Raw genomic sequence first — 23,374 nt, 5'->3', positions numbered from 1 at the left:
TCCTTGTCAGGCTGGTGCGCCGACGGGGTGGACGGACCGGATCGTCGTCTCGCGAGTGCCCAGCTGCGCCGCGAAGGCGTGGACGACCGCGTGGATCCGGTAGGAACCCGGCGCCGCGGGAGCGAGCAGCGCGGCCTCGGCCAGTCCCTCCAGCAACCGCTCGGCTTGTTCTTCGGAACAGCGGACGAGCTCCGCCATCTCGCGCACTTCGACGTGCGGGCCCGGCACGCTCCACAGCAGGCGGAAGACGTGCTGCTGGCCCTTCGACAGACGCTGGAGCGAGCGATCGAGAGCGCCGGCCAGACCGGCCTCGACCGCCCGCAGCTCGGCCAGCATCCTGGTGCGCTCGGCAAGGCGCCGCACCAGGTCACCGACAGTCCAATCAGGACGGTGTCGCAGCTTGGCGGCAGCCAGTCGCACCGCCTGCGGGTGCCGGCCGCACAGCTTGAGCAGTTCGTCGACGGCCTCGGGTTCGGCGTGCGGCCGGGCGTCGGACAGGACACGAGCGAACAGATCACGCCCTTCACCGGGCGTCAGCTCGCCGAGCGCGATGTGGCACGTGCCGTCCAGCCCGGCCAGAGGGCTGCGCGACGTCACCACGACGAGGCTGCCCGGCGCGCCCGGGACCAGCGGTGCCACCTGTTCGGCGTTGCGGGCGTCATCCAGCAGCAGCACCATCTTGCGGCCGGAGGTCGTCAGCCTCCACAGCCCGCAGCGGTCGGCCAGCGAGGCGGGGATACGGCTCGCGGGTACCCCTACCGCTCTCAGCAGCGTGCCGAGCACGTCCAGAGGATCCGCGGGCCTCCCGGTGAGCGCGTGCGCGCTCAGGTCCACGAAGAGCTGCGCCTCCGGATAGGCGGACGCCAACAGGTGTGCGGCGTGCACGGCCAGCGCGGTCTTGCCGATCCCGGCCATTCCGTCGACGAGCACCACCGCCGGGCCCCCCGCGAGGGCGGGGTCGTGATCGCGCGCCGTCTCGACGACGCGCCCGATCTCCGCCGTCCTGCCCGCGAACACCGGCGCTGCCGGCGGCAAGGTGTTGCAGGGCGCGAAAGCCGCGCCCCGGAAGTCCGGGACCGCCTGCTCCGCGGGAACCTCGGCCTCTCCGCTGAGGATCCTCAGGTGGAGCTGCCGCAGTTGAACACTCGGATTCGCGCCCAGGTCGTCCTTGAGGCGACGGCGCGTCGCCTCGTAGACGTGCAGTGCCGCCGCCACCGCTCCCGAACGGACGTGCGCGGTCATCAGGCGAGCCACCAACGGTTCGCGTTGCGGGTGTTCCGCCACCAACGCGGAGAGCTCGCCGACCAGCTCCCGGTGCCGGCCCAGCGCCAGCTCCAGATCAACGCACTCCTCGAAAGCGCTGAGCCGCTGCTGGTTCAGCCCTACGACCTGCGCCTGCAGCACCGGGCTGGCCAGGTCGGCCAGGGCATCAGCACGCCACAGCCGCAGTGCCACGCGGAACTCCGCGGCAGCCTCGGAGACGCAGCCCGCGGCGCGCAGCCGCCGGGCTTCGGCGACGTGCCGGGTGAACTGCGCCGAGTCCAGCCGCGTCGCGTCGAACTCGAGCCGGTAGTGAGAGCCTGCCGGCGTGAGGCACAGGGCCGTGCCGCCGAGCAGCGTCCGCAGATCGGACACCGCGTTGCGGATCTGCTTGCTGGCGGACGGCGGCGGCTGGGCACCCCACACGGCGTCGACCAGCCGATCGAGCGCTGCCGGCCGTCCGGCGGCGAGCAGCAGCGCGGCGAGGACCACCTGCCGCTTGACGCCGGGAACGACGATTCGGCCGGTGGGCGCCCACACCTCCAGCGGCCCGAGGATCTTGAACTCCACAGCGGTCCCCTGGCGTCAGAAGGTGGTGCTCGGTCCTGGGCTCGTCATCGGCTCGGCCGTCTCACACCGAGGAGCCGGCACGTCGATCCCGGTGAGCACGTGCGACCTGACCGGCGACGCGAGCAGGGCCAGGTGCTCTTCCGTCACGAGTTCGTAGCGCAGGGCGAAGGAGGCGAGCGCCTCGCGCTTCGAGTGCATCCGGCCGTTGGCTGAATACATCGCCCATTGCTCGACTTGCAGTTTTCGCTCGCAGAGGTAGTCGATGTGGTAATTCACGCTGCTGCGGTTCGCGTCCCGAAAACGATCACTTTGCTTGAGCCGGTCGACTATCTCCTGGACCGACGGCAGCGCCGCCATCGACGACCCGCGCAGCCGCGGTTCGCACAGGGCGACCAGGACGAGGAAGTACTTGCTGTTCTCGTCCAGCCGAAACGGTGACGACTCGACCGCGTCGCTACCGGACCCTTCGACCAACTCCGGCGGCCTGCCGAAAACCACGACCTGGATCAGGCCCTTCCACGACGGGATGAGGACGCGTGACATCTCGAACGGGATCACCAGACGCTTGCGGCGTGGAGGAACCTTGACGAGTTCCGCACCGCCCTCCAAGTTCTCGATCGCGAAAGTCGTCGAGGACGTGAAGTTCGAGATGAACAAGTTCTCGGCCATTGCCTCGAAGGTGCCGATGGTCCGCTCGGCCAACGGTTCGAAGGCACCTGACCGACTGGAGATCCCGAAGCTGAACTGCTCACCAGGACACAGGCGAGCCTGGTCGCGGTGGTGCGGATCCTGCTGATCCGAGTCGGGATTCGACCAGGTCACGACGACGGCGACGTCCGAAGCACAGCCGCTGACCACCGACGGCTCCGCCGGCCGTATCGGCACAGCACTCATTGCACGCACGAAAATGCCCCCCAGAGCATGGTTGATATTTCGACCTACCGGTCGAACGATGTCGTTCGCACGCACGCCGGAGAACCGATTCCCCGAGCGCGGCGAACACCAGGCAGCCACGTCGCGGCGCGACCGAACAGCGTGGAGGAAGAACCTCCATCGCGAGAAATAGTGATTCGTCCCGGTTCAGGGTTTGCAACCAAACAGGAGCAGCCCCTTGACACGCGCCCTCGGTGAACGGGCGGCAGCAATTAAGCCGATCTCACGGGAACCACGCACAAGGGGACATTCACAATTCTGCCGATACCGTCGACGTATCCGCAAAAACGCCCGCAAAAAATCACACGCACCATCTAGCAGCACCCCCCAGGTTACTGACTCCTGATCGAAGCTAGACCAGGGACTCGGGCCTGTCAACCATCCTGACCTTTGTCAGCACGGCCGCCGATCTTCACCGCGATCAATACCCTGACCTGGCGTTTCGCGGCAGTGCAGGACAGAGAGGAGGTGCTCGGAACGCAGCCGTTCTCCCTGCCCGCAGAACCCTGCGACCAGATGGTCATCGGACTCCTGCGCACCGCCTCGCTTCGTGGTGCGCCGCCATCCGAACGGGCGCGTTGACCACGCCGAAGCCCCGGTAGCCGCCGATGCGCTCGACCACCTCGAAGAAGACCCTGGCGCCGGCCAGTTCGGTGTAGAAGTGCAGGTATTCGCCGTGCTCGTCCCGGTCGTGGAGGATCGAGTGCTCACGCAACGCGGCGACGCGATCGGGCGGCAGCGTCGTGCGTGCCGCCAGGTCGTCGTAGTAGTTGCCGGGGATGCTCAGGAGCTTCGCGCCCAACTGCTTCAACGCGCGGGCGCTCGCCGTGGCATCGGCACACGTGAAGGCGATGTGCTGGGGCTCCCGCACGGCCGGCGCCCAGCCGCCTCGGCGCACCAGTGCGGAATCCAGGGTCAGCCGGACGTCGCCCCCGCTCACGCCCCGGCCCCGCACCAGGCCGAACGGGGCCGCGAACTCCGCGGTGGCACCGGGTTCCAGACCCAGTACCGCGCGGTAGAACAGGGTGGCCTCGTCGAAGTTGTCGAACGGCTGGGTCAGCGCGACGTGGTCGATGCCGGTGATGCCGGCGTGCGTGGCGACGTCACCGGTCGGGATGAAGTCGGCCAGCCAGTCGTCGTTGGCGCACAAGAAGATCTGTGTTCCGTCCGGCGCCGCGATCGCGGTCAGCGGCACCTCGTCCTGGCCCGGCGTTCGGGAGAGCGGCGGAGCGAGCAGGGCTTTCGCTCGTTGCTTCGCGGCTTCCGGGTCGGGCACCGAGAGACCCAGGGCGCCGACCGCGCCGGGCTCGCCCTGGGCGTTGACGAGCACTCGGGCCTCACCCTGGGTCCAGAGTTCGACCGGCTTCGAGCGGTGGACGCCCGCGCGGGTGAAGCCCAGCGAGGTCAGGTCCGACTCGCCCATCACCTCGGCGAAGGCGTACCGGGTCGGAACGGGGGCGGCGGGGATGTCCAGCAGCCCCAACGAGTCCTTCAACGCCACCAGCGACCGCATCGCGTCGATCGCGGCGCGGTGCGGGTCGGACTGGCGGAACACGTCGTTGAACACCTCCAGCGACAGCGGGCCGCGGTAGCCGGCGTCGAGCACGTTGGCGGTGAACGACTTCAGGTCGAAGTCGCCCTGCCCGGGGAAGAGGCGGTGGTGGCGGCTCCACTGCAGGACGTCCATCGGCAACGTCGGCGCGTCGGCGAGCTGGAGGAAGAAGATCTTCTCGCCGGGGATCGCCCGGATCGGCCGCGGATCGTCCCCTTTGGACAGGATGTGGAAGCTGTCCAGGCAGACCCCCAGCGCCGGGTGCGCGGCGCGGCGGACGATGCGCCACGCGTGCTCGTAGCCGTTGACGTGTCTGCCCCAGGCCAGTGCCTCGTAGGCGATGCGCAGACCGTGCTCGGCCGCGCGCGTGGCCAGCAGGTGCAGTTGTTCGGCGGCCAGATCGTCGTCGTCGATGGCGTCCTGTGACACCGACGAGCACACCAGCACGGTGTCCGCGCCCAGGTCCGCCATGACGCCGAACTTCTGCTCGGCGCGGCGCAGGTTCGCGGCCAGGACGTCCGGAGGCACGGACTCGAAGTCGCGGAACGGTTGGTACAGGTCGATGGTCAGGCCCAGGTCGGTGCAGCGGCGGCGGATCTCGGCCGGGCTGTGGCTGGACGCCAGGAGGTCGTTCTCGAAGAGTTCGATGCCGTCGAAGCCCGCTTCGGCGGCCGCGGCCAGCTTGTCGTCCAGGGTGCCGGAGAGGCAGACGGTGGCGATGGCGGTGCGCGAGTCAGGACGCATGAGCGGGTTCTCCCTCCAACTCCTCGAAGTGCGCGAGCATTCGGCCTGCGTTCGGTTCGACGCCGGTGAAGAGGCGCAACGACTCCGCGGCTTGGAGCACGACCATGCCGCCGCCGTGCAGGACGCGGCAGCCCTGTGCTCGTGCGGCGGCCAGGAGGGCCGTTTCCAGCGGGCGGTAGACGATGTCCGCGACCCAAAGGCGTTGGTGCAGCAGTGATCGGTCGATCGGCAGGCCGGGATGTGCGGCCATGCCGGTGGGGGTCGCGTGCACCAGGCCGTCGGCTGTGCGGACCGCGTCGGGGGTGCAGACGCAGGCACGAGAGGCGCCGAATCTGTGTTGCAACGCCGTGGTCAGTTGTTCGGCGCGGGACTGGTCCACGTCGTGGACGCCCAGGCGCGTGACGCCCAGCGACAGAAGTGCGTGTCCCACCGCGGCGCCGGCTCCGCCTGCCCCCAGGAGGACGACGTCGTCCTTCGGCACGTCCGGCAGGCCGCGGCCGAGGCTGAGGGCGAAGCCGGTGGCGTCGGTGTTGTGGCCCACCGCTTTGCCGTTCTGGAAGACGACGGTGTTGACGGCACCGAGTGCGGCGGCTTCCGGGGCGATCTCGTCCAGGTGCGGCAGGATCGCCTGCTTGGCCGGGTGGGTGATGTTGAGGCCGTCGAACCCCTCGGCGCGGGCGGTGGCCAGCACCTCGCCCACGGGCCGGCCGAGGACGTCGAGGTCCAGCAGGCGATAGGTGTAGCGCAGGCCCAGTTCGGCGGCCTCGCGCTCGTGCAGCGCCGGGCTCAGCGACGGACCGATGCCGGAGCCGACGAGCCCGATCAGGTAGCTGGACACCCGACCTCCCGGATTAATGTACGAACTAGTGAGTTCACCGTAGCGCGCCGGGTCGCCGCCCGGAAGTGCTGGACTAGAGTTGGCTGGATCGTCCGCAGATCGAAGGGGGCCAGGTGGCCGCACCGTCGCCCGATGCCGAGCGCCAGCGGGACAAGGACCGCACGCGCGCCGACATCCTGGAGGTGGCCACCCGGGAGTTCGCCGACAAGGGCTACACCGGTGCGCGCGTCGACGAGATCGCCGAACGCACCAGCACCACCAAGCGAATGATCTACTACTACTTCGGCGGCAAGGAACAGCTCTACATCGCCGTGCTGGAACGGGCCTACCTGGAGATCCGGGCGCTCGAGGCCGAGCTCGACGTCGAGCACCTCTCCCCCGAGGACGGCATCCGCCGGCTCGCCGAGCTGACGTTCGACCACCACGAGGCGCACCCCGACTTCATCCGGCTCGTCAGCATCGAGAACATCCACCGCGCCGAGCACATCGCCCGTTCGGAGGTCCTGGCCGGGCTCGCGAACCCGGCGCTCGACGGGCTGACGCAGCTCCTCGAACGCGGGCGCGCGGACGGCCGGTTCCGCGTCGACGTCGACCCGCTCGACGTGCACATGGTGATCAGCTCGTTCTGCGTCTTCCGGCTGGCCAACCGGCACACGTTCGCCGCCATCTTCGGCCGCGACATGCTCGATCCCGAACGCCGCGAGCACCACCGACGCATGCTCGGTGACATGCTGATCGACTACCTGACCAGCTGAAATCCCACTCTTGACACGAAGGGGTGACATGACCGAACTTGTATTAACTAACTAGGCCGTACATAGGAGTACGCCGTGACCACATCGATGGCCCGCAAGACTGCGCTGGCAGCCTGGATCGGCAGCGCCCTCGAGTACTACGACTTCTTCATCTACGGCACCGCCGCGGCACTCGTCTTCAACAAGGTCTTCTTCCCCGCCGCCGATCCGGCGACGGGCACCCTGCTCGCGCTCGGCACGTTCGGCGTCGGTTACCTCGCCCGGCCGCTCGGCGCGCTCGTCCTCGGGCACGTCGGCGATCGCTTCGGCCGCAAGAAGGTGCTCATCTTCACGTTGCTGCTGATGGGTGTCGCGACCTTCGCCGTCGGCTGCCTGCCCACCTACGAGACCGCAGGGGTGCTGGCGCCGATCATGCTCGTGTTCCTCCGGCTGCTCCAAGGACTTTCGGCCTCGGGCGAGCAGGCGGGCGCCAACTCGATGTCGCTGGAGCACGCGCCGGAGAACCGCCGGGCGTACTTCACCAGCTTCACGCTCAGCGGCACGCAGGCGGGTCAGATCCTCGCCACCGCGATCTTCCTGCCGGTGGCGGCGCTGCCCCAGGAGGACCTGCTCACGTGGGGCTGGCGCATTCCGTTCTGGTGCAGCGCGCTCGTCGTGGTCGCCGGCCTCGTCATCCGCCGCAAGATCGACGAGACCGCCGCGTTCGAACGTTCCGAGAAGGCCAAGCTCCCGGTCGCGACGCTGTTCCGCACGCACTGGGCCGATGTGCTGCGCGTCGTCCTCGCCGCGACCATCGCCTCGGTCAGCACGATCTTCACCGTCTACGCCCTGAGCTACGCGGTGAACACGATCGGCCTCGCCCGCACCCCGATGCTGTGGGTCGGCGTGCTCGCCAACGTCGTGGCGCTCGCCGCGATCCCTTTGCTGGCAGCGCTTTCCGACCGGATCGGGCGCAAACCCGTGTTCCTCGCCGGCTGCGGTGCGTGCGCGCTCCTGATCTTCCCCTACCTGTGGTCGATCTCCATCGGCGCGTACGGGCTCGTGTTCGCGCTCGGCATCCTGCTGTTCGGCGTCGCGTACTCGGCGATCAACGGCATCTGGCCCTCGCTGTACGGCGAGATGTTCAGCACCGAGGTGAGGCTCTCCGGGATGGCGATCGGCACCCAGATCGGGTTCGCCATCGCGGGTTTCGCGCCCAGCGTCGTCGCGGCGATCGGCTCCGGCCGGGAGGACTGGATCGGTGTCGCGATCTTCACGGCCGCGGTGTGCGCGTTGAGTGCCGCCGCGATCGCGACGGGGCGGGAGACCTTCCGGCTCCGCACCTCGGAACTCGGGCGCCTCGCCCAGCAGCCGGCCGACGTGGTGGCCGGTCGTCCCTGAGGCCTGCCCGTATCGTGGTCCGGTGTGAGCGAGTCACCGGGCCGCAGCGCCCGGACGTCAGGTCTCGATCTGCACCTGGGCCATGTCGACGGTGTCGGCCGGACCGTGCGCACCAGCCTCATGAACGCGTTCCGCGAGGCGATTCGCACCGGGCCGGCTGGCACCGGGGACGCGGTTGCCCCCGAGCCGGGTGCTCGCGACCGACCTCGGGCTCGGGCGCAACACCGTCGTCCGCGTCTACTCCGAACTGATCAACGAGGGCTGGCTCACCGCGCTGCACGGTTCCGGCACAGCGGTGTCGCAACGGTCGGCGGAACTCGTGGGCGACCTCGCACAGCCTCGGACGCCGGCGGCGCGGACGAGGTTCGCGCACGATCTCCGGCCCGGATTTCCTGACCTGTCCTCGTTTCCGCGGGACGAGTGGGTTCGCGCGGTGAAGCGCACGGTCACCACCGCGCCGTTCGAGGCGTTCGGGTACACCGATCCGCACGGCCGCGGCGAGTTGCGCGCGGCCGTCGCGCACTATCTCGCTCGTGCCAGGGGATTGCACGCCCGGCCGGACAACGTCCTCGTCTGCAGCGGGGCCGCGGAGGGGTTGCGGCTCGTCGCCTCGGTGCTGGTGAACGCGGGCGTCCGGAAGGTGGCGATCGAGGAGTTCTGCCTGCACACCCAACGTCCCGCGCTGGTGAAGGCCGGGGTCGAACCGGTGCTGCTGCCGGTCGACGGCGACGGCGCCGATCTGTCTGTTTTGGACGATCATCCGGATCTGGGTGCCGTGGTGCTCACACCGTCGCACCAGTTCCCGCTGGGCGTGGCGTTGCGGTCCGACCGGCGGGCCGCGGTCGTGGACTGGGCACGCCGCCGGGGTGCGCTGGTCGTCGAGGACGACTACGACGGGGAGTTCCGCTACGACCGCTCTCCGGTGGGTGCGTTGCAGGGACTGGACCACGATCGGGTCGTGTACCTGGGGACCGCGAGCAAGTCGCTGGCGCCGGGGTTGCGCGTGGGCTGGCTCGTCGTGCCGGACCGGCTGGTCAGGCCGATCGTCGCGGAGAAGGGGTGGGCGGAGGAGTCCGTCGGGTTCGTCAACCAGTTGGCGATGACCGACTTCATCGAGTCCGGGGCGTACGACCGGCACATCCGCGCGATGCGGGTGCGGTACCGGCGGCGGCGCGACCAGTTGATCGAGGCGGTGCGGCGGCACAGCCCCGCGACGCGCGTGGTCGGGATGTCCGCCGGGTTGCACGTGCTGCTCGAACAGCCCGGCCGGACCGGTGCCGAACTCGCGCGGCGTGCCGCCCGGGAATCGCTCGCGGTCGAACCGCTGGACCGCTTCCGCAACCCCGGGTCCACTTCGGACCGTGACGGGGTGGTCGTGGGTTTCGCCGCTCCCTCCCCCAGTGGTTGGTCGGGTGCGCTGGAAGCCCTGGTGCGCGCTCTCGGGTGACGCCGCGATGTCAGCCAGAGCTGAGCGCGCGGGCCACCGCCGAGCGCAGCACGGGGACGACCTCGTCCTCGAACCAGGGATTCTTGGTCTGCCAGCGGAAGTTCAACGGTGACGGGTGCACGAGCGGGATCATCGACGGCAGGTACTCGGCGTAGGCGCGCACGGTCTCGGTGAGACTCGGCTTGGCACGACTTCCCAGGTAGTGCTTCTGCGCGTAGCCGCCCACCAGGATCACCAGCTCGAGGTGCGGCAGCTCGGCGAGGATCCGCTCGTGCCACAGGTCCGCGAAACCCTTGCGCGGCGGGAGATCTCCGGACTTGGCCTTGCCCGGGTAGTAGAAGTCCATCGGCAGCAGCGCGAACAGCCCGGGGTCGTAGAACTGCTCGTCGGTGACGCCCAGCCAGCCCCGCAGCTTCGCCCCGCTGACGTCGTTCCACGGCACGCCGCTCTCCTGGGCCTTGCGGCCCGGCGCCTGCCCGACGAGGGCGATCCTGGCGCCGGGTGCCGCGGCGTAGATCGGCTGGTAGCCGACCTCGCGCGCCCAGGCGTTGGACTCGTGACCGATGATCTCGGCACGAATCCGGTCGAGCGGACCTGCCACGGCCCCTTCCTCAGTCACGCCGTGAAAACTACTTCACGTGGGCGAGACCCCTGTCGGGCGCCGCCTCTGTCAGGTGCCGTCCGGTCAGCTCCTGAGCAACGTCGTGGTCCAGTAAGCGGTTCCCGAAACGCAGGCCCGCAGTCCGGCCGCCTGTCCGTGCCCGCCCTGGTTGTGCAGGCAGAGACCGGTCGACACGTGGGTGAAGCGCTTCTTCGTCCCGGAGGACGTCCTCCAGTCGGACTCGGCGACGTCACAGGAGGTGGTGAACACCGACGTCCTCCCGCCGGCCAGGCACTGCTTGGTCTTCTTGTTCCTGAACTTGCCGGGTGTGTAGTTGTCCCACTTCTGGTGGTCGTTCCGGTCCTGGCAGGCGTGGGTGTACACGGCGCCCTCGAAGTTGGCGTCCAGGCAGTGCTGGAACTCCCCCGCGAACCTGATCCAGTACAGCGCCTCGGCCTGCGGTGCGGCGATGGCGGCCACCGGAGCCGCGGTGAGCACCAGCGCTGCGGCCGCGACCGATCCCACGAGCCGGAACAGCATCTTCCTGAAGGTCGCCAACGAAGTCCCCCGAGCAGTCGATTCGCCCCGCCCACCGCGGAGCCCCCCGAGACAACACGCCGACCCTGGTGCCGAAGTTGTCCTGGCGCGGCCGGATCACCCGAATGCCGTACTGGCACCACCTGGTCGAGGTGGCCGACGAGGGCCGGCCGAGTGGCTGATGCGCGCGGCTCCTCCTGCTCAGCCCGCGGGCGTTCGCGTCTTGCCCTTGGCGGCGCCGATCACCGACGGCGGCAGGTTCTCGCCGGGGAGGTCGAACAGGTCGCCGGCGATGATGTAGCTGGCGGAGCGGTGTTCCTTGTCCTCCTCGCCGCGGCCGCCTGCCGCGGGGGCACCGCCCATCGGGGCGCCTGCGCCCATGCCGGCGGCTGCGGAGGCCGCGCCGGGGCCCATGCCCATCGGCAGGCCGCCGCGGCTTTGGGCTTGGACGCCTGCGGCGCCGCCGGACTGCATCGAGTTGCCGCCGGCACCGCCGCCCCCACCGGCACCGCCTGCACCACCGCCCGCGCCGCCACCGCCTCCCGCGCCCATCTGCGGGGTGTACGGCATGGGGCCGCCCTTCATGCCGGCGCCAGCGCCGGAACCGCCACCAGCTCCGCCTGCACCACCAGCAGCACCACCGAATGCGCCACCGGCGCCGACACCGGCAGTGCCGCGAGGTCCGTTGTAGCCCGGAGCCGTCGGCGAGTAGGGAGCGGGGCCGCCCTTGACGGGCTGGGGCGGGTAGCCGGGGTTCTGCGGGGTGTAGTTCGGGTTGGGCACGTCGCGGCCGACGGCCGGGACCTTCGGGAGGACGGCCCCGCTCGTGGTGGTCGTGCCCGCGCCCATCTGCGGCGTGTAGCTGCCGGAGGTGAAGGTGCTGCCCGAGTTCGCGGCCGGGTTGGAGGCGGGCGCGGTCGGCGTGTAGGCCGCAGCAGCGTTGGTGCTGCCGGAGTGTCCGGCCGTCTGCGGGGTGTAGCTGCCGCCGGAGCCCGTCTGCACGCCGGTCGCAGCCGGTGCGTCCACAGTGGACTGAGCGCTGGTAAACCCCTGGACGCCGCTGTCGAGGGCGGCGGCGCCGGAGCGCGGCAGGGCGATCACCGGTTCCTCGACCTGGCCGGTGTTCGGGTTGAACGGGGGCTTGAAGGACGGTGTCGACGCGTCGATCTGGCGGGAGTTGTTCTCCATGTCGGTCATCACGGTGACCGCCTGGTCGTGTGCCACGCGCGACACGGCGTTCGCGAGGGCGATGTCCACGGAGGCCAGCACGAACGCGGGGGTGCCCGGCTGGGCGAGTGCGGCGGCGGCCCTGTTCCAGTCGAACTCCACCGGAGCCGGCATCTGCGCGCGGGCGTTCTCCATCACGCGGCCCTGGTCGGCGACCTTGTTGCCGACCTCGACCGCGGTGCGGGCGGTCTCGTCCACCCAGTCGCCGAGCTTCTTCATCGCGGCGCGAGCGGCGTCGGCGGCGCCACCGGTCCAACTGGACTCGGAGGAGGTGATGACCGAGTTGATGACTCGGGAGGCCTCGGTGAGCTCGCTGCCGTACTTGCCCCAGTCGGAGCTGATCTGGCCGGCTTGCCCGGGGTCGTTGTTGTTGTGCACCGCGGCATAGAGCTCTTGGTGCGATCGGGACGCCCAGTTCTGCGGGTCCGTGAGGACCGGGACGTTCTCGACCTCGCTCGGATCGGTCTCGATGGCCATGACCTGCTCGCCTCTCACGTCGTTGGTTCAGCTGGCCTCGAGATCAGCTGGTGCCCATGTGCTTCTTCAGTTCGGCCTGCTGCTCCTGGTCGAGCGCCTCGAAGTTCCCGATCGCCTCGACGATCGAGTTCTTCGTCTGCTCGAGAACCGTGCGGTACGCGGTCATCACGCTGACGAACGAGTACTGCTCACCCTCGGCGCGTTGCGTGAACTTGTCGCGCATCTTGTCGCCCACCGGGTTCGAGCCCAGCGGCGCCGGACGGGCGATGCTGGACGTCGCGCGCTCGATCCAGGAGTCGACCTGGTCGATCTGGCCCTGCAGCTGCTTGCGGAGTTCCTCGCCCGCCTCCGGGTCGATCTGCACCTGACCCGAGGTGACGGTCTCGCCGAGCGGAACGACCTTCTCGTCACCGGCTTTGTCACCGACGATGTACATGGGCGGTCGTCCTTCCTGACGGTCCTCGCGGCAAACCGTGGCCAACGCCGTTCACACGGCTGCCGGGCGCAGGTGGTTCACCGGGTGCGAGAGACGCGCGTCACCGGCGCACGGGAGCCGCGCGCCGGTGATGTCGGGACGAGCTCGCTAGGGACGGGAGAACACCGCGCAACGGATCTCCGCGGTGTGGTGGTTCTCGCCGATGCGCAGCCACAGGTGTTCGGGCGACGGCAGCATCTCGGAGACGTCGAACGAGTCACCGGGCGCCGCGCCGCGCAGCTGCCGGAAGAACTGGCGCACCAGGATCGGCGACGACCAGTCGACGTAGATCGGCTTGGGCTCGTGGGCGAACTTGACGAACACGTGCCGCGGCAGGTCGTGCCGCTCCGTCAGCAGCCTCGCCGCGAGGAACGACCTCGCGTCGCCCGTCTGCCACTTGCGCGGCAGGGCGGCGTCCACGGAGTCGCAGCGGACGCGCCAGCGGCGGCGGGTGAACACCACCCGGCCCGAGCGGAAGCGCGGCAGGTGCTCGCGGTCCAGGTCGGCCAGCACGCCGCCGCCGAGGCTGCGCGGGAAGCTGAAGACGGCCACCGGGTCGTGCCGGATCGTGCCCGCACCGGACAGGGAGGCCAGCAGGCGGATCCGGCCGGGAACGGCACCGCTGCGCAGCTCCACCCGGTCCTCGTGGGCCACCAGGGAGAGGTCCTCGGGGCGCAGGACGTCGGCGCGGTCCTTCATCGACCTGCCCACGATCTCCAGGTCCGGCAACGGCAGGCGGGCCTGCACGGAGATCTTCGACGTGTGGCTGCGCACGATGTCGACGAGCACCTCGTCCTCGTCGACGATGCGCCGGTAGCCCGCCAGGATCTCGTCGGTCAGCCCTGGCGCGCGGTCGGTGAGGAACGGCGTGAACGGGCCGTGGGTGAGGAGATCGCGGACGGCGTGCGCGTCGCCGATCACGCCGAAGAAGTCACCGGTGGCGAAGCAGGACGGGTCGGTGGCGCCGAGCATCACGTCCGGGTTGCAGACGGCGGCGGGGCCGGCCGGGTAGCGGGCCAGGACGCCGTGCAGGACCCCCGGTGCCACGTCGACCTCGGGCGACTCACCGTCCCAGTGGGACAGCAGTTCGCCGACCAGGTGGTCCTCGGCCGCGGCCACCTCGGCGTCGACCTCGTCGCAGAGTTCCCCGACGGCGTCCCGGTCGGCGAGGAACCGCTCGTACACCTGGCCCAGCGGCACCTCGACGCCCGTGCCGAACGACGAGCGCAGCCATTCGCGCAGCAGCACCCGTTCGCGGGCCATCCGCACGCGGGAACCGAGCAGCAGCGCGTCGTAGACACCGGCCAGGTCACTGGTCACGAAGTCGTGGATCTCCTGGCCCACCACCACGTCCCGCACCTGGCTCACCGCGTCCTCGTACAGCACCGCGCGGTCGGCGTAGTGGCGGCCGCCGCTGCGGGCCGTGGCCTCGCCGGTGGTCTGCTGGAAGAAGTCGTTGATCTCGGCGAGGACGTCCGCGCGGAGATCGGGGGCGGCACCGGCGAACTTGGTCAGCAGGTCGTCGAGCCGGTCGACCGGAGCGAGGTCGGCGCCGTGCTCCAGGTACAGCCTCCGCAGCCCCTCGGGGAACGTCTCGCCCACCGGCAGTTCGGGGCCGAGGTGCAGCAAACCCATGTCCGCCAAGCCGTCCAGCGCGGAACGGAACCGCGCGACCGGCCACCTGACCGTCCACTCGGAACGGAGCTCGGCCACGGTGCGCGCCCCGTCGGCGAGGTCCAGCAGCGACCGGTGCTCCTCGTCGAGGTCGTGGGCCCGCACCAGCACGAGGTGCCAGGGGTACGGCAGGCCCGGCCGGTCCTCGAAGGCGTACCGGGACACCCGGTTCCCGTCGCGGAACGCCAGTGGGACCGGACGCGGCCGGAGGCGATCCTGCTCGAACCCGCGCGCCAGCGCGGAGGAGGCCCAGTGCGACAGGAACGCCGCGCGCTCCACGTCCTCGCCGAGCGACCAGCGCAGGCCCGACTCACCGGGCAGGGCGCGACCGACCCCGAACGGCCCGAAGTGGGAGTTCGTCTCGTTCTTGGTGGTGATGCGCTGGAGGTACATCGCGAGCAGGTCGGTCATCTTGCGCGCGTGCGCGTCGTGCGGCCGGTCGGCCGACGGCAGCCAGTTCCGGAAGTCCGTGAACACAGAGGTGTTGGACAGCAACAACGTCTGCTGCCGCCACGGGTCTCCGAAGAGCCGCACCAGGTGTGCGCGCGAGGCCGACATCGCCTCCGCGTGCGCCTCCTCGCACGCCCTCAGCAGGTCGTCGAGACGGCCGACCGCGCTCCGGTACTCCGCCGGCACGACCGCGGACCCGAGCCCGGGCAACGCTGCCTCGTCGAGAGGCTTGAGCATGCCGATCCCGGGCGACACCCCCGGCGCGCGGACTCCCCGCGCGCGGAGGAAATCCTTGAGAGCACCGGCTTTCGCCGCGGCGTCACGCCACGCGACGACCAGCTCGTCGTACCGGTCGAGCAGGCCGGGGAAGCGCACCCCGTCGAGGTCCTCGACCGGGTAACCGGCGTGGCGCAGCAGCACCGTCGGGACGAGATCCCAGTCAGGACGAAGAGAAGACGGCACAACGCACCTCGCTCGTGTATCGGCGGCCACCACCGGTGAGCCACAGGTCGTCGGGTCCCGGCAGCATCTCGCTGAAGACCACGGTCCCGGTGCTGGTGCGGGCCAGCCGGAACAGCTGCCGCACCAGCAACGGCGAGCTGAAGTCGACGTAGATCGGCTTCGGTTCGCCCGGCAGCTTCGCGAACACGCACCGCGGCAGCCCGCGCCTCTCCCGCAACGCCGCCGCGGCGAACATCTCGGCGGCGCCCTCCCGCAACGTCGCACCGCCCGGACCGGCGCCCGTCAGCTCGGCCGCGTCCACGAACCACCGCTCCCGCTGGAACACCACGCGACCGGACCGGAAGCGCGGCAGGTGGTCGCGGCCGTCACCGCGGATCGCCATCCCGCCGAAGTGCCGCGGGAACGAGAACGCCGCGAGCGGGTCGCGGGCGATGCTCGGGCCCGACGCCGGAGGCGCGAGCAACCGGATCCGCTGCCCGGAAGGCAGATGCCACAGCCCGACGCGCCCGGCGCTCGCCCTCACGTGCAACTCGGCCGGTGAGAGCACCGACCGCCGGTCCTTGCCCGACCGTCCGAAGAACTCGACGTCGGTGATCGGGTACGCCAGCTGGGCGTCGGTCTTGTCCAGGTGCGCCCGGACGACGTCGCACAGCACCTCGCCGGGTTCGAGCAGGCCCTGGTACAGCCGCACCATCTCGTCGACCACGTCCGGCGCGCGCTCCCCGACGGTCGGCGCGAGACTGCCGTGCGTCAGCAACTCGCGCATCGCGTGGCAGTCCCCGACCACGGCCAGGAAGTCACCCGCGTCGAGCGCCTCGGCACTGGACGCCGCCAGCATCACGTCGGGGTTGCAGACGGCAGGCGGGGTGCGGGGGTGCCGGGCGAGCAACGCGTCGATGTTCTCGCGCGGCACCATCAGCTCGTGGTCCCCGGCCGGGGCTCCGCCGAGCATCATCGCGATCATGTCGTCGTCCACGCGCGCGAGCTCCGCGTCGACCTCGGCGCACCGCGCGGTGATCTGCGCGCGATCGGACGTGAAACCGCGGTAGAAGTCCACCAACGGCACCGCGCGGTCCTCGCCGAACGTCGACGACACCCAGTCCGCGAGCAACGCGTGCTCTCGGCGCATCCGCAGCCGCGGCCCCACCAGCACCATGTCGTAGAGGGGAGCCAGTTCCTCCTCGACGAACCGGGTCAGCTCCCCACCGGCGACCAGCCCGGTGACCGGCGCGTGGCACTCCTCGAAGAGGACACCCCGGTCGGCGTAGTGCCGTCCGGCGTGCCGGGTGGCGGCGGTGCCGGTCAGCTCCTCGAACGCGGTCTTCACCTCGGCGAGCACCTCGACCCGCCGTTCGTGCGCGGCACCGCCGAACTCGCTCACGAGGTCGCTGAAGCGGTCGAGCTCCTCGTGGGCGGAGGGCAGCTGGGAACGCAGTCCCCGCAACGGATCCGGCTCGCCGAGGACCGGCTCGAACCGGGTGACGAGCAGGTCGGCGGCGCAGAGTTCCGTCACCACGCGGTCGAGCCCGGCACGGTCCCCCGGCCACTGGGCGGCCAACTCGGCGAGCGTCCTGCTGCCGTCGGCGCGGTCGAACACCCAGCGCTCGTCACCGCTGAGCTCACGACGGCACTGCTCGCCGAAGCTCCAGTCCGCGGTGAACCCCGTGGTCGTGGTCGACGCGAACAGGTGCACCACGTCGTTGTCCGCCAACGCCAGCGGACGGCGCCGGGGCCGGATCGCGTCCCTCAGCTCCGGCCGTTCGCTCAGCACCCTGCCGATCTCCTCGGCGGCCCAGTGGCTGAAGTACGGGTACCGGGACAGCTCCGCCGCGCTCCACGACAACCCGGTGGCCGCCGGGTCGAACCGGCCCACCGAGATCGGCCCGAAGTGGGCGTGCGTCTCGTTCTTCGTGGTGAGGCGCTGCAGGTACATCGTCAGCATGTCCGTGACGCGCCGGGCCCTGCGGTCGTGCCTGCCGTCCCGCGAGCCGTCCAGCCACCGGCTGAACTGGTCGAACTGCGCGTCGTTCGACAGCAGCAACACCTCGCGCAGCGCGACGTCCTCGCGGAACAGCGCCGCGACGTAGTCCCTGTGCGCGTACGAGGTCTTCTCGTAGTCGGCGGCGAACGAGTCCCAGTCCGCACGGAGCTGTGCGGCGTGGTCGGAGTACTCGCGCAACGCCGCCGCCGTGCGGTCGTCCACCTGGCCGGCGGCACCGGCGAGCAGCGCGCCGGGCAACGGCAGCAGCTGCCCCACCAGCGGCATCACCTTGCCCGCCACCGGATTCCCCGCGAGCAACGCGCGAACCTCACCGGCGAGCACGCCCAGCTCGGTCTCCGCCGTCCTCAGCCGCCGCACGACGTCGACGGCCGCCGGCGACCGCAGCGGATCCAGCAGGTCCATCGGGAAACCCGCCTGCCGCAACATGAACACGGAGGCCAAGCGCCATCCGCCCTGGTCACGCACAACCATCTCCGTTTCTCGGCAGCACCGGCTCGTGCCAGCACCCGGTCAGTCCCTCGGGGAGCAGCAACCCTCCGGCGCGCACCGCCCCGGAACCACCGGACATGAGCTCGACGGCGTGACCACCGGCGAGCAGGGCGGTGAGCGCCTGCAACTGGATCAGCGCGAGCCGCAGCCCGGGACAGGTGCGCGGGCCACCGCCGAACGGCAGAAAGGCTTTCCTGGTCACGTCTCCGCTGACCCACCGCCGCGGCCGGAACCGCTCCGGCTCGTCCCACCACCGGGCGTCGCGGTGCAACAGGTACGGCGAGATCAGCACCTGACACCCGCGCGGCACCAGGTGCTCCCCCACCACGACGGGCTCCGTCGTCGTGCGGGCGATCATCCACTGTGGAGGGTGCAACCGCAGCACCTCGCGCACGAAAGCGTCGGTCTCCGGCAGGGCGCCGTCCGCCAGCGCAGCCCCGAGCGACACCCCGCGCGTCTCGTCCGCCACCACCCGCGCCGCGCCCGGGTGCTCCGCCAGCCGCGCGAACACCCACGACAACGCGGCCCCCGGCACGCCCTGCGCGGAGAACACGAGCATCCGCACGGCGGCCGCGGCGGTCTGGTCGTCCACGCCCTCCACCAACACCGCGTCGAGCAGGCACCGCACCTCGCCCGCCGCCGGACGACGTCGCTGCACCTGCACGGCCAGAAGCTCCTGAAGCTCCCGCACCGATTCCGCCGCACGCCGCGACGCGGGCCTCGGGAGCCAGCGCAGGCGCGGTTCGTTGCGTTCCAACGAGGTCAGCGACTCCTCGAACGCCCGCCGCGCGGCCCGGGTGATCTCCTCGACGGCTCCCGGATCATCGTCGGTCAACGCCAGCCGCACGATCCCCCGGCCGCAGATCTCCCTGCCTGCCACCACGAGATCACCACCCCGGTGCGCACGCAGTTCCGCGTCGTGCACCCGCACGAGGTGCTCGACCCCGAGCGGAGTCAGAAAAGCACGACAGGCGCGCGAGACGAGCCCGCGCAGCCGCATCCACTCCGGCACCCGCCCGCGCAGCGCGTCCTGACGACGGCGACCGGCGAGCGGCGCGCTGTCGAGCAGGTAGTCGTCGTTGGTCCCGCCGAGCACGAGCCGGGCGAACTCGATGTCGTGCACCACCACCGCGTTCGGCGCGAGCCGCACGACGTCGCCGTACTCGGCGCGCGTGCGCACGAGCCAGCCCACCCGGTCGGCCTCGTACTCGGGCAACTCCCCCACGAACCACCGGCCCCGCGGACCGGGAACCTTCAGTGCCACAAGCCCTTCCCCCCAGCAACCCCCAGGCAGGTGGGGCGGCACGACGGCCACCCCACCCGTTCCCGCGATCAGTGACAGTCCACGTAGAGGTAGACACCGCCCACGCGGGAGCGGCCCATCCTGCTCACCAGCGCACGGAAGTACCCGATCACGACAACACCCCCTTCCCCCCAGCCTTCTCCTCACCTCGACCGGCGCGCGACCTCCTCGTGCAGTTCGCGCGCCCGTCCCGCCCACTCGGCGCCGAGCGCCTCGTCCGGGGCCTCGCACAGGAACACCACGGCGAGCATCACCGCGGCGTCGAGCCGGTAGACGGCGAACGCGGTGTCGTCGAGATCCGGCGTCTCCCCGTACCCGTGCAGCACACCCTTGAAGTCGATGCCGTTGTCCGGCATGCGGGCGAACTCCGCCAGCCGCGCCAGTTCCAGCGCCGGATCCCCCACCAGCGCGTTCGACCAGTCGAGCAGCGCGCGCACCGATCCGTCCACGCAACGCAGGTTGGCCGCGCGCACGTCGAGGTGCAGCAGGCTGCGCGGCGAGCGGATCAGCTGGTCCCTCAACAGTTCCCGCGGCAGGCAGTCCGGGAGCCCCGGCACGAGCGCGGCGATCTCGTTCCAGCGCCGCACGATCCGGCGCGGCACCAGGTCCTCGGTCGCGCACCCCTCCGACGCCACGGGCGGGGCCGCGGGCGGCGGCACCCGGTGCAGCCGCGCCAGCAGCCCGCCGAGCTCGACCGCGTCGAACTGCGCGCCGTCGTCGGGGACGTAGCGGCTCATCAGCACGTCCGGTTCGCCGAGCACGAGCTCGAGCGGTTCCGCGACCGCGATCCCGTGCCCCGTCAGGTGTCCGCAGACCTCGTGCTCCCACCGCAGCAACCGCCGGGTGTCGACGTCCGGGTCGTTGGCGTTGGACTGGAACCGCCCGCCCACCGGCACCCGCAGCACCACGTCGCCTTCGGCCGGGTGCGTCGCGCGGAAGACGACGAACTCGAGGCCGTTGCCCACGAGTTGGAGATCGGTGAGGTCGCGGGCGGCGGCGAACGCGGCCGGCGCGTCGTGGTCATTCGTCACCGCGGTGATCCTTCCCCTGCACGGTCAACCGGACGTCCCCGGCCAGCACCAGCGCGACCGGCACGGCCAGCACCAGGATCGCCACCGCGCCGACGCCGAACGCCCAGCGCGAGCCCCACACCTGCGCGAGCGCGCCGAACGCGGCGGCACCCAGCGGCATCGTTCCCCACGCCACCACCCGGTACGCGCCGATGGTCCGGCCGAGCAGCCGCTCGGGCACGATGACCTGCCGCAACGACACGGCGACGACGTTCCACACCATCAACCCGAAGCCCATCGCGAAGTACCCGAGCGCGGTGGTGACCACGGTTCCGGCCACCACACCGGCCCCCGCACCCCCGACCAGCACGAGCCCGCCGACGAGCGCGGTCCGGCGGCCGAACCTCCGCACCAGGTGTTCCGCGGCCAGGCCACCGACGACACCGCCGAGCGCACCCCCGGCCAGCAGCAGGGAGTACCCAGTCGGGCCGAGGCCCAGCACGTCGGTCACGAACAGCACGAACACGGCCACCTGGCCGAGGTACACGGCGTTGATCACACCGGCCGCCGCGGTCAGCGTCGCCAGCAGCCTGTCCCGCACGATGTACCGCGCGCCGTCGAGGATCTCGCGCCAGAGGTCTCGTTCCTCGGCGGGGCGCGGGGCCTGCCGGGGCAGTTTCCTCAGCAGCAGCGCGGACACCACGAACGAGACGGCGTCGACCACGAGCGGGACGGCCCTGCCGAGCGTGAACAGCAGACCGCCCGCGAGGTGGCCGAGCATGTCGCGGCTGACGGTCTGGGAGGTGAACAGCCTGCCGTTGGCGGCTTCCAGCCGTTCCGCGGGCACCACCGAGGGCAGCACCGCGAACGACGCGCAGTCGAACACGACCTCGCCGATCCCCAAGACCAGCGCGAGCAGCAGCAGCGGCACGAACGTGAGATGGCCGGTGACCAGCAGCACCACCGCCACCAGCAGGCCCGCGGCCCGGAACAGGTCGGCCCCGATCATCATCCGCACCCGGTCGGCGCGGTCCGCGTACGCCCCCACGGGCAGGCCGAGCACCAGCCACGGCACCGTGGTCGCCGCGGTGACCAGGGCGACCTGGAACGGGTCCGCGAGCAGCGCGACGGACAGCAGCGGCAACGCCGTGAAGCGGATGCCGTCGCCCATCGCCGACACCGTGCTGGAGCTGAGCAACCGCCAGTACGCGGACCCGAACCCCGCTGCCGCCTTCGTCGTCATCGCACCCCGTTCCTCGCGAACCTGCGTTCGTGCAGCGCGGCGACGATCGCCTCGGGGTGCTCCGGAGCGACGGGCACCAGCCCCGGTTCCGTCGCCCACGGCTTGACCCGCACGCCGTGGTAATCAGAACCAACGGTCGGCACCAGATCCAGTGCGGCGCACAGCTCCGCCAGTCGTGCGCTCTCCTGCGCGGTGTGCCAGGTGGTCCACACCTCCACGCCGCACAGCCCCTCGCGCCGCAACGTCCTGAGCTCATGCTCCCAGTCCGCGTCGCCGAGCAGCCTGGCCGGGTGGGCGAGCACCGCCGCGCCGCCCGCGTCGGCGATCCACCCGATGGCCTCGACGAGGTCAGGAGCCCACGGCGCGGGCCGGTGCAGCGGCCGGCCCGGCGCGCACCAGTCCGCGACGAACGGCCTGGTGTCCGCCGCCGAATAACCGCGGAAGCGCTCGTCGTCCCCGGCCAGCTCGAGGACGAGCCCGAGGTAGTCACCGGGGCTCGCGACCCGGTCGCCGCCGATCCGCTCGGCCACGTCGGTCCAGGCCGCCGGCACGCCGAGGTCCGCGAGCGCGCCGAACCACTCGCGCCACCACGTCAGCTCACCGTCGTGGGTCCGGCCGACCCTGCCCGCGAACGTCCTGTCCTGCGGGGAGGTCCAGTACCCGAGGCAGTGCGCCTCCTCGCCGCGCCACCGGGTGCTGACCTCACACGCGGGGATCACGGTGAGGGCAGCCCCGGCGGCGCGGGTGAGCGCCTCGACCGCGCTGAGCGAGTCGTGGTCGGTCACCGCCACGACCCGCAGGCCCGCCGCGACGCAGCGGCGGGCCAGGTCCTCCGGCGACTCGTCGCCGTCGGAGGCAGCGGTGTGCAGGTGCAGGTCCACCTCGCAGCGCTCGCGGCCGGTCGAGCCCGTCACGCGGGCCTCGGCAACGTCCGCCGCCAGGAGGCCGCGAGCCAGTCCTCGTACTGCTCACCGGCGGGCTCGTCGACCACCAGGCAGAAGGGTTCGATCACCCGGCCGCGGCCACCGGCGAGACCGCCGTGCAGCATGGTCAGGTTGTGGCCGAAGAGCAGGTCGAAGCGCTCGCTGGGCGCCAGCACCTCCCACTTCCGCCGGTAGTCCGCCCAGTTCCGGCCGGTCGCCTGGAGCATCTGGTGGCAGAACAGCCGTGCGCTCTCGCCCACGCACCCACCGCACGGGCAGGACGCCGTCAGCGGCACCGCGACCGGGTAGCGCTTCCTGTCCTCATCGGACAGCGGAGCCTCGGCGTGGTGGAACGAGAGACCGTGCCACATCGGCTCGCTCAGGCCGAGCATGCCGCTGAACGACGGGTAAGCGCACCCGTGCTTGGGTTGCAGGTCCAGCGCCGCGCGTTGGTTGCCGCCGAGCCACCTGGCCACCACGGCCGGGTCGGCGGTGCCACCGTGGCGTTCGGTGTGCACGGTCGCGAGCACGTCGAGCCAGTCGTAGTAGGTCGTGATGCTCAGGCCCTCACCGGGATCGGCCATGAACACGCCCTGGTACATCTTGTGCGCCGGGGTGGTGGTGTAGCCGCTCGACCCGAACTCCCGCCACTGCGGGCTCCACGCCTCGTCGTCGCGCCTGCTCGGGGTGAGGTACGAGCAGTGCTGCCCGTCGTGGTGCGGCAGCAGCGTGCGCGTGCCGAAACCCGGCGGCACGAAGGTCTCCTGCGCCTTGTCCTGCTCGACGCGGAGGTCGTCCGGCGCACCCCTGCGCACCAGTTCCTCGCGCAGCGCGAACGTCAGCGTGCGGGCGAGCGCCCTGCTGTCCTCCGCGCCCAGCCTCAGCCTGCCCAGCCGGAAGATGACGAATCCGTTGCTGTGCAGGAGATCCGCTGCCCGCCGGGCGAGGCTCGTGCACGCCGCGTCGCCTCCGCCGACCAGCGCGGCGCAGTCGAGGTGCAGCTCCATGTCGGCAAAACGCAT

Annotated in this window: 18 protein-coding genes; 3 read left to right on the top strand and 15 right to left on the bottom strand. The window is 71.0% G+C overall.

Annotated features, from left to right (window positions below; translation table 11 throughout):
• Positions 1-6: 6 nt before the first annotated feature.
• From JNUCC0626_RS46955 to JNUCC0626_RS46940, 4 genes are all read right to left on the bottom strand, one after another.
• Positions 7-1,830: an AfsR/SARP family transcriptional regulator gene (locus JNUCC0626_RS46955; protein ID WP_394617076.1), complete on the bottom strand. Its 1,824-nt coding sequence runs from the start codon at positions 1,828-1,830 to the stop codon at positions 7-9.
• 15 nt (positions 1,831-1,845) lie between these two features.
• The gene (locus JNUCC0626_RS46950; RefSeq protein WP_394617075.1) at positions 1,846-2,799 is read right to left on the bottom strand and encodes a hypothetical protein; all 954 of its coding nucleotides are present in this window, start codon (positions 2,797-2,799) and stop codon (positions 1,846-1,848) included.
• Positions 2,800-3,283: 484 nt separating this feature from the next.
• Entirely contained in the window at positions 3,284-5,059 is a 1,776-nt protein-coding gene (locus JNUCC0626_RS46945) for a bifunctional sugar phosphate isomerase/epimerase/4-hydroxyphenylpyruvate dioxygenase family protein (protein WP_394617074.1), read from the bottom strand.
• Positions 5,049-5,897: a shikimate dehydrogenase gene (locus JNUCC0626_RS46940; RefSeq protein ID WP_394617073.1), complete on the bottom strand. Its 849-nt coding sequence runs from the start codon at positions 5,895-5,897 to the stop codon at positions 5,049-5,051. The genes JNUCC0626_RS46945 and JNUCC0626_RS46940 overlap by 11 nt, the downstream gene beginning before the upstream one ends.
• 113 nt (positions 5,898-6,010) lie before the next feature.
• Here JNUCC0626_RS46940 and JNUCC0626_RS46935 point away from each other — a divergent pair, with 113 nt between their 5' ends.
• The 3 genes from JNUCC0626_RS46935 to JNUCC0626_RS46925 all read left to right on the top strand — a co-directional run bounded on the left by JNUCC0626_RS46935 (position 6,011) and on the right by JNUCC0626_RS46925 (position 9,479).
• Positions 6,011-6,652, top strand: coding sequence for a TetR/AcrR family transcriptional regulator (locus JNUCC0626_RS46935; protein WP_394617072.1), 642 nt, complete (start codon positions 6,011-6,013; stop codon positions 6,650-6,652).
• A gap of 75 nt (positions 6,653-6,727) precedes the next feature.
• On the top strand, positions 6,728-8,032 hold the full coding sequence (locus tag JNUCC0626_RS46930; RefSeq protein ID WP_394617071.1) for an MFS transporter: 1,305 nt from the start codon (positions 6,728-6,730) through the stop codon (positions 8,030-8,032).
• 175 nt (positions 8,033-8,207) lie between these two features.
• Positions 8,208-9,479 carry a PLP-dependent aminotransferase family protein gene (locus JNUCC0626_RS46925; protein WP_394617070.1) on the top strand — a complete coding sequence of 424 codons (1,272 nt, stop codon included), beginning with the start codon at positions 8,208-8,210 and terminating at the stop codon, positions 9,477-9,479.
• 10 nt (positions 9,480-9,489) lie between these two features.
• Here JNUCC0626_RS46925 and JNUCC0626_RS46920 read toward each other — a convergent pair whose 3' ends face one another.
• The 11 genes from JNUCC0626_RS46920 to JNUCC0626_RS46870 all read right to left on the bottom strand — a co-directional run bounded on the left by JNUCC0626_RS46920 (position 9,490) and on the right by JNUCC0626_RS46870 (position 23,374).
• Positions 9,490-10,098, bottom strand: a complete 609-nt coding sequence (locus JNUCC0626_RS46920) for a uracil-DNA glycosylase family protein (RefSeq protein ID WP_394617069.1) — start codon at positions 10,096-10,098, stop codon at positions 9,490-9,492.
• Positions 10,099-10,164: 66 nt separating this feature from the next.
• Positions 10,165-10,620, bottom strand: coding sequence for an RICIN domain-containing protein (locus JNUCC0626_RS46915; RefSeq protein WP_394617068.1), 456 nt, complete (start codon positions 10,618-10,620; stop codon positions 10,165-10,167).
• A 198-nt stretch (positions 10,621-10,818) separates the two neighbouring features.
• Positions 10,819-12,321, bottom strand: a complete 1,503-nt coding sequence (locus tag JNUCC0626_RS46910; protein ID WP_394617067.1) for a PPE domain-containing protein — start codon at positions 12,319-12,321, stop codon at positions 10,819-10,821.
• Positions 12,322-12,364: 43 nt separating this feature from the next.
• Complete coding sequence (locus JNUCC0626_RS46905; protein ID WP_394617066.1) at positions 12,365-12,757, bottom strand: hypothetical protein; 393 nt, start codon at positions 12,755-12,757, stop codon at positions 12,365-12,367.
• A gap of 147 nt (positions 12,758-12,904) precedes the next feature.
• Complete coding sequence (locus JNUCC0626_RS46900; RefSeq protein WP_394617065.1) at positions 12,905-15,382, bottom strand: lantibiotic dehydratase; 2,478 nt, start codon at positions 15,380-15,382, stop codon at positions 12,905-12,907.
• Positions 15,360-17,816: a lantibiotic dehydratase gene (locus JNUCC0626_RS46895; RefSeq protein WP_394622254.1), complete on the bottom strand. Its 2,457-nt coding sequence runs from the start codon at positions 17,814-17,816 to the stop codon at positions 15,360-15,362. Before JNUCC0626_RS46895 ends, JNUCC0626_RS46900 begins: the two co-directional genes overlap by 23 nt.
• 25 nt (positions 17,817-17,841) lie before the next feature.
• Positions 17,842-19,137 (bottom strand): cytochrome P450, encoded by a 1,296-nt coding sequence (locus JNUCC0626_RS46890; RefSeq protein WP_394617064.1) that lies wholly within the window; start codon positions 19,135-19,137, stop codon positions 17,842-17,844.
• Between the two features lie 182 nt (positions 19,138-19,319).
• Entirely contained in the window at positions 19,320-20,207 is an 888-nt protein-coding gene (locus JNUCC0626_RS46885) for a phosphotransferase family protein (protein WP_394617063.1), read from the bottom strand.
• Positions 20,197-21,429, bottom strand: a complete 1,233-nt coding sequence (locus tag JNUCC0626_RS46880) for an MFS transporter (RefSeq protein WP_394617062.1) — start codon at positions 21,427-21,429, stop codon at positions 20,197-20,199. The genes JNUCC0626_RS46885 and JNUCC0626_RS46880 overlap by 11 nt, the downstream gene beginning before the upstream one ends.
• Positions 21,426-22,343 (bottom strand): PHP domain-containing protein, encoded by a 918-nt coding sequence (locus tag JNUCC0626_RS46875; RefSeq protein WP_394617061.1) that lies wholly within the window; start codon positions 22,341-22,343, stop codon positions 21,426-21,428. Before JNUCC0626_RS46875 ends, JNUCC0626_RS46880 begins: the two co-directional genes overlap by 4 nt.
• Complete coding sequence (locus JNUCC0626_RS46870) at positions 22,340-23,374, bottom strand: hypothetical protein (RefSeq protein WP_394617060.1); 1,035 nt, start codon at positions 23,372-23,374, stop codon at positions 22,340-22,342. Before JNUCC0626_RS46870 ends, JNUCC0626_RS46875 begins: the two co-directional genes overlap by 4 nt.

The sequence above is a fragment of the Lentzea sp. JNUCC 0626 genome (genome assembly GCF_043632865.1).
Classification (GTDB): Bacteria; Actinomycetota; Actinomycetes; order Mycobacteriales; family Pseudonocardiaceae; genus Lentzea.
The sequence above is the reverse complement of the archived record's forward strand: the minus strand, read 5'-3'. Positions and strand labels throughout refer to the sequence as shown.

Excerpts from the sequence above, each read along its gene's own strand:
- JNUCC0626_RS46910 (WP_394617067.1), bottom strand. The coding sequence starts at position 12,321 with ATGGCCATCGAGACCGATCCGAGCGAGGTCGAGAACGTCCCGGTCCTC.
- JNUCC0626_RS46945 (WP_394617074.1), bottom strand. The coding sequence starts at position 5,059 with ATGCGTCCTGACTCGCGCACCGCCATCGCCACCGTCTGCCTCTCCGGC.
- JNUCC0626_RS46880 (WP_394617062.1), bottom strand. The coding sequence starts at position 21,429 with ATGACGACGAAGGCGGCAGCGGGGTTCGGGTCCGCGTACTGGCGGTTG.
- JNUCC0626_RS46905 (WP_394617066.1), bottom strand. The coding sequence starts at position 12,757 with ATGTACATCGTCGGTGACAAAGCCGGTGACGAGAAGGTCGTTCCGCTC.
- JNUCC0626_RS46870 (WP_394617060.1), bottom strand. The coding sequence starts at position 23,374 with ATGCGTTTTGCCGACATGGAGCTGCACCTCGACTGCGCCGCGCTGGTC.
- JNUCC0626_RS46915 (WP_394617068.1), bottom strand. The coding sequence starts at position 10,620 with ATGCTGTTCCGGCTCGTGGGATCGGTCGCGGCCGCAGCGCTGGTGCTC.